4 protein-coding genes are annotated in these 9,942 nt (G+C 67.5%); all 4 read right to left on the minus strand.

Annotation, left to right across the window (positions count from 1 at the left end; translation table 11 throughout):
- Nucleotides 1–198: 198 nt before the first annotated feature.
- The 4 genes from ABZS37_RS32290 to ABZS37_RS32305 are packed head-to-tail and all read right to left on the minus strand — an operon-like array spanning nucleotide 199 to nucleotide 9,184.
- Nucleotides 199–708 carry a hypothetical protein gene (locus ABZS37_RS32290; RefSeq protein WP_355175326.1) on the minus strand — a complete coding sequence of 170 codons (510 nt, stop codon included), beginning with the start codon at nucleotides 706–708 and terminating at the stop codon, nucleotides 199–201.
- Nucleotides 709–724: 16 nt separating this feature from the next.
- Nucleotides 725–1,219, minus strand: a complete 495-nt coding sequence (locus ABZS37_RS32295; protein ID WP_355175328.1) for a PQQ-binding-like beta-propeller repeat protein — start codon at nucleotides 1,217–1,219, stop codon at nucleotides 725–727.
- Between the two features lie 3 nt (nucleotides 1,220–1,222).
- Nucleotides 1,223–1,714, minus strand: a complete 492-nt coding sequence (locus ABZS37_RS32300; protein ID WP_355175330.1) for a hypothetical protein — start codon at nucleotides 1,712–1,714, stop codon at nucleotides 1,223–1,225.
- A gap of 3 nt (nucleotides 1,715–1,717) precedes the next feature.
- The gene (locus tag ABZS37_RS32305; protein ID WP_355175332.1) at nucleotides 1,718–9,184 is read right to left on the minus strand and encodes a LamG-like jellyroll fold domain-containing protein; all 7,467 of its coding nucleotides are present in this window, start codon (nucleotides 9,182–9,184) and stop codon (nucleotides 1,718–1,720) included.
- Nucleotides 9,185–9,942 lie beyond the last annotated feature (758 nt).

Consider the following 9,942-nt stretch of genomic DNA (forward strand, 5'->3'; position numbering starts at 1 on the left):
GAAGCAGTACATCGAGCAGCAGAACCGCCCGGTTTAAGGCACTACTCGGGCCTTGGCGGCCCTCCCAGCGCGGGCCTTCACCCCCGCCCTGAAGGACGGAGCACTGGCCCGCATTCCGGTAGCCGTTCATTTGGGATCGGAGCTGAGTGGCGTTGGTGTTGTCCGCTGAGCTGGGCCCGGGCGCGCGCCGAACGCCGGTCAGAGCAGTGTCAGCTCGAAGCACCCCCACCCGTCGCCGGCCCGCGCGACGAGCTTCCACGTTCCGGCGGCCGGCAACGGGATGCCGCTGGGGTACATCGCCTGCCCGGCGTCGTTGGTCGCCAGCGAGCCGGCGCTGTAGGTCTCGGTGCGGCCGCCGGAGGTCGCGGTCACGGTGAGCGCGGCGTTGAGCTGGGGGCGGGCCGGCAGCCAGAACAGCTTGCCCAGGTCGGGGCCGAGGTCAGGATGCCATTGCCGGCGGTACTCCACGAAGTCCCCGGCGATGAAGTCGCCCGAGCGCACCAGCGTGGCATCGCCGGGCACCGCGACGCACTCGCGCCGGGCGCTGCCGGGCAGGCTCTGCTGGAAGGCCGGCACCGGCGGCGACGCGGCCGGCGACGACGGCACCGGCGCCGACCCGGCCGGCGAGGCCGGGCCGGCGGCGGGCGGGGCTGGTGCAGTACACCCGCAGAGCACCAGTGCCACGACGAACAGCGGGATTGCTCGCACAGCGTTGCCTCTCTCCTCAGGCGGCCGGGGTCCAGATCGAGACCCGGCCGCTCCAACAGGCCATGAGCGTCGCGGTCGTGATGCATTGCGTCGGCGGGGAGGCGGCCCGGCCCAGCACGTGCACCGCTCCGGTCGCGGGGTCGAGCGCGCCGATCAGCGGCGTCGGGGCGGCGGTGACCAGGAGGTCACCGGCTGCGGTACTGCCGAGCACCGACCAGCCGTCGAAGCGCACGTCGACCCGCCCGGTCGCGGCGTCGAGAACCAGGCCGCCCGGCGTGGACCGGGTGGCGAGCATGCGGCCGTCGCCGAGCGGGCCCAGCGCGGTCCAGCCGGCCAGCCGCCACCGCACGCCGCCGGTGTCCGGGTCCAGCGCGGTGACGCCGTCGGCGCCGGTGCGGCACACCAGGCCGCCGCACCACTGGAGCTGAACACCGTCCGGCTCGGCCGGGTGCTGCCACAGCTGCCGGCCGGTCGTCAGGTCGAATGGGCGTGGGCAGCGCCGCGCAGGCATCCTCTAGATACAGATTTCCATATTGGATTTGGCGACCGTCAGTTCGATGTAAAGATTCGGTTCCGGTGCGGCATCCGGAACGGAATGCAATCTCAGGTAGGTGAGGTCATGCGCGTTCGAGGACCCGTAGCAGACATGCGCGGCGTCGGCGGCGCCTTCGTCGCGCGATGACGTCGTCCTGAGCTGCCACGGCCCTCCCTGCGTCGTCAGCCGCTGACCGAGTTGCCGCACCTCGTCCAGCGACAGCTGCCCATCCGTACGGAACCTCTGACCATAGGTGATGCTGGCTTCGTCGCCGGTGCAGGGCAACTCGGAGTAGTCCCCCAGGTCGGTGCCGACACCGTGCGCCGTGCTCCAGATTCCGTCCATCCGCAGAGCGCCGGCTATCTCCTCCTGACGCTCACACGACCAGTTCTCCTCTTGCTTGGAACAGGCGGAGGTAGTCGCCAGCAGCGTCAGGAGTAGCGCCGCAAGACATGGGAAGCGACTATTCACCACTCAACCCCCCGTCAGGTCCAGCCGCCCGGATCGGACGGCCTTCTTGCATTCCTTGCAGATTGCCTTGCGGGCGGAGTTGACCTGCCATCGGTAGTACTTGCGATCCACCTTGGCTCCGATGTCCCGACCCACGACGTTGTTCCTGCGGTCGACCCTACTGTCATGCGAGTTCTGCTTGCCCTCGTGGGCGTCGCCCCACGCCTTGGCTTTGCTCTTCGAGCCAAACATGAAGGTGAGCATGGCCTGCCAGACGCAGTGGCGGTAGGCGTTCTGCCTGCCCCCCTCGGGGAATGACCGGTTACTTTCCTGGCTTGCCCAGGCGCTGACCGCACCGTAGACGGCACACTGGCCCGGGTGCGCGCGGCAACGGGCTTTCTCGTAGCGGTTCATCGGGCAGGTCGAGCCACCACTGCAAGCGCTGCTGGACCCCCCTCCGTCGTTGATGATCATCCGGCCGTCGAGGTCGAACTTGTTGACCGGATCCGCGCATGCGTAGTCGTACGGGTTGCAGCTACCGCCTTCGACGGGATCTACCTGCAGGAACCGACCCAGGACCGGGCTGTAGAGCCGCACCCCCATCAGGATTGACTCATTGGCACCTGCGCCCGCACGCTGCTTGCCGCCGAGCCACCCGTAAAGCTGACGTTGCTGAGCTGCGTTTGGCACCCCGAACTCATCGAAATCGAGCACGGTCGGATCGGCGAGACCCGGGTCGGTCGAGACGACGACGTTGCCGTGCAGATCGTTCAGCTGCAGCGCGACCACTCCCAGGGACGTCGCCGTCGCGATCAGGTTGCCGTCCGGACCGGTGACGTTGCGGACGAGTTCCCCGGCCGAGCCATGGGTCCACCGGACGGCATCGGAGTCGTCGCCGTAATGGTTGGTCGTCGACCCTGCCGCGGCCCACTGCCCGTCTACGAGCGACTCGTCGTTGGTGGCTCGGAACCGGCGCGCGGGATCGAGGGTCCAGGTACGCCGAGCGTCTTCGCTCTGCTGGCTCCGTACGACATCGTTCACGTAGTAGGAGTTGGCAACTCCGTCAGGTGTGGTCACGGTTCGCCCGAACGGGTCGTACGAGTGGCCTGCGTCGAGCAGTCGCTCCGCCGAGTCGTAGGTGTGCGTGGCCTGCGAGGCGGCGGCCGTCGACTGGCAGGAGCCGTCTTGATCCGGGTCGAACCGGGACTGGCCGGTCCGGTTGGCTCGATCATCGAGTGTGTAGGTCCGGGTCACGCATCCACTGGTGATCATGCTGCGATGCGTGGCACGCACCAAGCGACCGAGGGTGTCGTAGGAGTATTCCTTGTCGCCACCTGTGTAGGCGTGTTCCCGCCACTGATCGAAGCTGTTCCTACCGACTGCCTCCGAATAAATGACGGCGCCATCCGAGTCACGCGTGTAGACGCGTTCGGTCGGTTGTGCGTTGGAGTTCAGGTAGTCGGTCCGAGTCAGGCCGCCGGGATAGGTGACCTTGGTGAGTTGGCCGTCCGACGAATAGGCTGCTCCGAACGTTCCGGCAGCGCTGTCGGTCAGCGCCGTCAGCAGCCCTCGCGGCTCCTTGACCCGGTCGTAGCTGTAGGTGACCTGCCCAGAGCCATCAGCGGTTTTCACCAGACGACCAAACCTGTCGTATTCGTTCACCGTCGAACCGCCATCGGCGTCGGTGTAACGGGAAACCCGGCCAAGGAGATCGAACTCGCGAGTGATTGTCGAGCTGCCGTCGGTCGTGGTCGTCTGCGCCCCGCTGCTCAGATCGTAGGAGTTGGTGGTACCGCTGAGTGCGGCGCCCTCATCCGACGTGATCTGGCTGCCGGTGACCCTCCCGGCACCGTCGAAGGTGGTGGTGTGGGTGCGGGAGTGCCCCTCCACGGTCTCGACGACGACCGCCTCGCCACCGAACCGTGCTCTGACGGTCACCCGCCGGTCGGGCAGAGCGGCCGACATCCGCTGCGGGTCGTGGCCCACCACCGCTCCGGCGGCACGCGTGAGGCACAACGTGCCGGCCCATTCGGGTCGACCGCCACAGCCGGTGTCCGCGGGGTTGGTGCCAGCGCTGTAGTAGATCAGTTCTCGGGAGCGGGCGTCGGTGCCGGTCGCGCCGATGCCGGCGGACAGGACGACCCGGCCGGATGAGTCGTAGCGGGTGCGGGAGGTGAGGTGGCGCCCGCCTGCGCCGGCATCCGCCGTCGCGCTGGTCGGCTGCTTGAGAACCCAGCCGGAGGCACCGTTGCCCTCGGCGTCGTAGCCGTTCTTGGTGACTCGCGCGTCGGCGTCGGGGTAGCCATCGATGCGTACTCCACTGGTCTGTGTGGTGAGGAGGTGGTAAGCAGCGCCATCCGGCTTGCCTTCGTCGTACTTGTTGGCCGTGTGGAGGCGGCCGATGATGTCAGTGCCGGCGGCAATCGCCCCGAGGGGCCCTCCCGCGTCCGGATCCGCGACGGCGGCATCAAGGACGACGCTCGCCGTCGGACCGAGCGATTCGACGAGGTCAACCCCATCGGCGCTGTAGCTGTTGAGGGTCGACAGGGCGAGGGCTCTGCTGGCAGTGTCGGAATTGGCGAGGCCGATCTCGGCCAGGTAGGCGTCGGCACCGGGAAGCACGCCGAGCGCCATCTCTCGACCGGTGGCCTCCAACGTGCGTATCAGGTTTCCGAATCTGTCGTACTCTCTCGTGTCGATATGGCCGCCGGGGGTGGCGGTATTGACACTCTTGCCGCCCGCCGCCAGGTAGTGCACGGTGGCGTACGCGAAGCCGTTGCTACCGGGTGACGTCGCCGTCGCGCGGTTACGTCCGGGATTGTCCTCGGGTCCGAGGACTGCGGTCGAGTCCGTGGGCACGTCGACCTGTCCCCAGGCAGCGACAGCGGCGGCAGTCATGTCGTGCGGGCCACCTGCGGCTTTGGCCATCGGCACGTTGTAGACGACGTTGGTAGCGATCTCGCCGTCGGTCGCGGTCTTGGAGCCTTGCAGCAGCGCCGTGTGGCGAACCCTGAGCAGCTGGCCCGCGTTCTCGTCACCAGCGAGGGCAGTGACCTGATCGGCGGTGAGAGCCTTGCCGTAGATCCGGACGTCGTCGATGCCTCCGTGCCAGGTGTTGGTGAAGGTCGCATTCCACTGGGAGCGGCCGATGACGTATGCGCCGGTGGCGTTCCAGCCGCCGGTGGGCGCGGTGGTCGACTGCGCGACCCCGTCGACGTAGAGGGTCATCTTGCCGGTGGCGGTGTCGTACACGCCCGTGAGGTTGGTCCATCGGCCCAGCACCGGTGCCGTGTTCGACGAGGCTCGGATCGGCAGCGATGTGGAACTGTCGGTGTCCATGCGGGAGAACGCCCAGCGGTCGGTGGACTGCACATAGTTTAGGAAGAAGCCGCTGGTGTACGAGCCGTTCTTGGACACCGCCGTGCGGTTTACGGACTTGTCCGTCAACCGCACCCAAGCGGACACGGTGTAGGAGGACGTGTTGGAGAGTGCGGTGCCGGCGACGGTGACCTGCTGGCCCGTCGTCCCGGTGAACATCGCCGCCTTGTCGCCAGGGTTGCCCGGGTCGTTGCCCTGACCCCAGCCGACGCCACTGGCCATGGTGCCGCTGCGGCCGCTGCCGGAGGAGTCGGCGACCGAGGAACCGGAGCCGGCGTCCAGGTCCCACCGCAACGCGGCGGTGTCGACGTCCGGATTGCCGTAGTCGGCCATCCACGGTAGCTGGCCCGGTGGGGTGACCTTCACGACTCGGCCGCTGACATACGCGTAGCTGGTCTTCAACACGGGGCTGACGCGGGGGTCCCACACCTCCCGCAGTTGGCCGAGGTCGTCATAGGCGTAGCGGGTGATGTCCACGGCGTTCACCACGTTGGCGTCGGGATCCCAGCTCCACAGCTTGATCGCCGATACCCGGTCAACGTAGTCCCCGAACACGGTCTGACTTAGTCCCACGGTGGTGGCGGTGGCGTAGACGTACTCCAGAACCTCGCAGCCGCGAACCAGGGCCGCGGTGCACTTGTTGGTGTTGTCCACCCCCGGCTCAACCGGATTGATGACCTTTTTGAGGAGCAGGCGGCTGCCCGTGGTGTCGTACACGTAGCGCGCGGTGCTGTCGGACTCCGTCGTCCAGGACGACGTGGCCGCCCACAGGCCGCCCTGCTGGGTGAACTCGGTGGTGTTGCCCTCGACGTCGGTCAACCGGTAGGAGGTCGTGCCGACCTTCGACAGCACCATGCCCTCGGCGCCTGGCTCAGGGGCGAAGGTAGTGCCGTCAGCGTTCTTCGAGAAGGTGATCCAATCGCCGTCGATGGTGTCGACCTGCGCCAGAGCGGGCTGCGGGAGCGTCAGCGTGGTGTATTCGACGTCGGCGGCTCCGCCCGTCACACCGCCCGTCCAGGCGGGCCCGAAAGGTGCGACGACCTCCGTCATCGACAGGTTGTCCCAGTACACCTTGCGCCCGGAGCCGCCCTGCATGCCGCTGTAGAGGCGGAAGAAAGCCTCAGTTGCGCCGGCGGGCACGGCCATGTCCACCGAGAGTTCCTGCCAACCCTCGGTGAAGCCCGCCATCGGCGAGGCGACCTCGTAATAGTTGGTGCCCACCCGGTAGAAGCCGACGATGCGCAGACCACGATCGGTGAACGCCGGCACCAGTCCGCTGCCGGCGGGGACGAAGATCCAGCCGGTCATCCGGTAGGTCTTCGCGCCGGTCATGCCGAGCCGCAGGCCACCACCGTCCCCACCCACCGCGACGTACGTGTCGTTACTGGTCGTGCTGACCGGGGTGATCTCCAACGAGTCCAGGGGTGTGATTTCGCCCTGTCCGTAGGTGGTGGATCGCAGGGCCGAAGAGGTCGACGGCACGGTGAAGCCAGTCAGGTCGAACGAAACCTGTTGTTGATTGTCCGTCAGCCGTTGCGACATCGGCTGATAGCCGTCGGACGGCTTGCGCGACGAGGACGAGCGCGAGACCGACAGGCCCAGCTCGTCGGCATCCGCGGAGGACAACGCGTAGTTGCCGTTCAGCAGGTTCACTGATCCGGGGCCGATGTCGTCGGTTGCGGCGCCGTCGCCGTTGGAGGTCACCGACACCCTGACCCACGGCGTGCTGTAGGCGGCGGTGCTTCCGCTGGCGGTATACAGCCTGGCCCGCACCTCCACCACGCCACCGACCAGGCCAAGCGTGTCGGTGGCATTCCAGACCGCGTAAGCCCCGAGCGATGACCTGGTGACCGGGCTCGCGGCCGTCGCGGTGATCGGTGCGCCAGTCGCCGAGGTCAGGTTCGCCGAAGGGATCGGCAACGTCGCCCCACCCGGGCCGCGGCGGTACTCGAAGTACGCCCGCGTGTAACCGGTCACCGGAGTGGTGATCTCCAGTTTGGCGCGCTTGACGATCGTCGCTCCGGGCAGCGGCTGCGCCAGTGCGGCCGCACCCGCGTCGAAGACGTACTGGTTGGTGTTGGACAGGTTGCCGGTGGAGTCCTTGACCTGCACCGTGAGCGTGCGGTGCCCGTCTCGGGGGCGCAGCGTCACGGACGTTGCGCCGGTGGCGGCTACCGTCGTCGCCGTCGACTCATAGTCGAACTTGTAGACGAACGCGGCGAGGTCGTTCGTACCGGACGCCGGAGTGAACGTGAAGGTGTCGGGCTGTTCCGCCCCGCCGTGCGGCTGCCCGTCATTGAAATAGATAGCCGCCGCGACGAAGGGCACCCCCGGCTTGGTGGTGTCCACGGTGAAGGTCGTCCAGGCGGTGAAGCCACCGTAGGTCCACGGGTCCTTGGCCCGCACTCGCCACTCGTACGCGGTGTCGTTGAGCAGATCGACCGGAACCTGCCACGAGGCCGTCGAGCCGTTCGTCCAGGCCGGACTACCCGAGCGCAGCCCCGAGGAGGTCACCACCGCCTGGGTGGCCTTGTTCCGCAGCTCGAACTCGGCCTGAAGTGTCTGTCCGGAGTCCGCGTCGGCCAGTTTCGCCGACAACGCCGGTCGAACTGCGGAGGTGCGGCCACCCGCACCGCACAGGCTGTAACACGGCGCAAGCGCCTGGGCTGACGGTGCGGAAGGCGCCCGGTTGTACGTGATCGAGACCAGCGGCGGATGGGTGCCTTCGGCCGAATCGAACCGCTTCCACGACAGGTGGTCCGACTCGTTGGTTCCCCGCAGCAGCACACTCGCGCTGGACTGGTTGTTGTCGGCTGCGTACTGCAGGGCCCCGCCGATCTCGATGTACACGTAGCCATCGGCGCAGGACGAGTTGTATCCCTTGGTCTCGGTGGAGGTGCCGACCCTTGCCCGCGCGGCAGGCTGGTTGGTCCACCGTGCCGACGCGTCCACGTAGTCGGTGCGCCACGCCTCCCACGAGGCTGCTGTGCAGGACCACGAGTGGTAGTTCCAGAGCTTCAGCTTCGCGGTGCTGATCACGCTGCCCGCGAAGCCGGTCGTGGCAAACCGCAGGTATGACCGCGCGGTACGAGAGCCGGCGTCGTCGGAGTAACCAAGCTTGAGGTCCGCCGTGCCGGACTGATCGCTGCTGTAGTCCGACTGAACGAACGCGTCGAACGACGGAGACAGCGACGTCGGCGGGTCGATCGTCACGGGGAACGTCAGGTCCGCGCGGGACATGAACGTCGCGTCAGGCGTCAACTCCACTGTCGTACGGCCGGCACCCGTGGCGACCGTACGAAGCGCGACTCGACCACGGCGCACTCTCTCCAGGGACTGTGGAGACACCTCGGCGTCCCACATCAGCGGGGTTTGCGCCTGCCCGACTTGATGCCCGGCCCTGTTCTTCAACAGCAGCCCACCCATGCCGTCACCGGCCACGGTCAGCTTGCCGGTTCGCATCGGCAGGCTCAGCTTGCGCACCTGCGCCAGCCCCACCCGGTCCTTCACCACGAAATGCTGCTCGTAGCCCGTCGAGTGGAGGTGAAATACCAGGTCCACATGGGGCAACGCGTCCGGGTAGGTGATCGTCCGGTCGGACAGGACCGGTTGCGGCAGCGGCCCTGCCCACGCCAGCGCCGCCCGTTCGGTGCCTGCACCCACGGCGACCAGTTCGTGTTCGCCGCTGCCGGTCGCGGCACCGGAGAAGGTCAGCCCTCGCGGATGCGCTTTCGGCCCCACCGAGCCGTCAGCCCGTCGCTCCAGGGTCAGATCCACCGGGACCCAGCGGTCGCCCGCACGGACCCGCACCGGCGCCAGTGACCGTTCCTCCGTCGACGTACCGTCCGGATTCGCGAACACCTGCGTCGTCTCGGACAGTCGGTTCGCGACCTCGACCCGCGCACCGCACAGCTTGGCCGCCACCGCCGCCGACACCTCATCTGGCCGCTGCTTCGGGCATGCCGGCTTCGAGGCTGCGGCAGCTGCCGGCGACGCCGCCTGCGCTGGCCGGGTCGACCGCATCGGCACCTGCGACAGCGTCACCACCATCATCAGTGACAGCAGGACCGCCAGCCGGCGGGTCCAGCGGGACACGGCCAGGTTAATGAACACGCGAGACTGCCAGCGATGCATTGGCACAGACCTCCACCGTCAGGCCCTGATCGGGGCGTGTCGAAGATTAGGGGCTACGGGCCAGATGATCAATGTCTTGGCAAGCGCGACGGTCACGTGTAGTACATCGAACGCAACGGACTGATCGTCACAGAGAATCGCCATCTGGATGAACATGGCATAGAAGCATCGAAATGATCATCACCCGTGCCTCATGAGGTGAGGCCGACAAGCGTCGCCAGTCGCGCCACGCCGGCCGGCGCCGGCTGCGGCCAAATCGCCTTCCCGGCGAGCGACGGCGGGCAGCTATTGCCGTGCCAGTCGATGACGCGGAGGCCCGGCTGCGCGAGGCGCTGCCGACCGCCACGTTTGTCGACCTCAAATCCCGACATCGATGGCAGCCGTGCTGACCGCCGCTGCCGCCTCGCCGGGCCGCACCGCCTGACCCGCTACGGCAGGTCGATGGTTGGGCGGCAGTGCTTCCGAAGAGGCCGCCGGGAAGCTGAAGGAGGGCGCCGGGAAGGCCACCGACCCCTGCCGACCGGGTGCCCGACTCGACTCGCTTACTGCCGTTGCACTACTAATACTCCAAACGCACTTGCGGGATGCGGAGTGTTGGCAGCTCATCGGCATGGTTCGCGCCGATGTTACGTCAGTAGTTTGGCGGTCAGTGTCGATGCTATTCCTGCGGCGCGCGGTGATCGCACTGTCTGTCTGTTGTGGTCTGTCGTAGGCCGGGCAGGCTTCCGTGCTTGTGT

Source organism: Micromonospora sp. NPDC005413, from assembly GCF_040606435.1.
In the GTDB taxonomy this organism is placed as follows: Bacteria; Actinomycetota; Actinomycetes; order Mycobacteriales; family Micromonosporaceae; genus Micromonospora.

What these genes read in the sequence shown, in the direction of transcription:
- ABZS37_RS32295 (WP_355175328.1), bottom strand. Translation starts at nt 1,219, where the DNA reads ATGCCTGCGCGGCGCTGCCCACGCCCATTCGACCTGACGACCGGCCGG.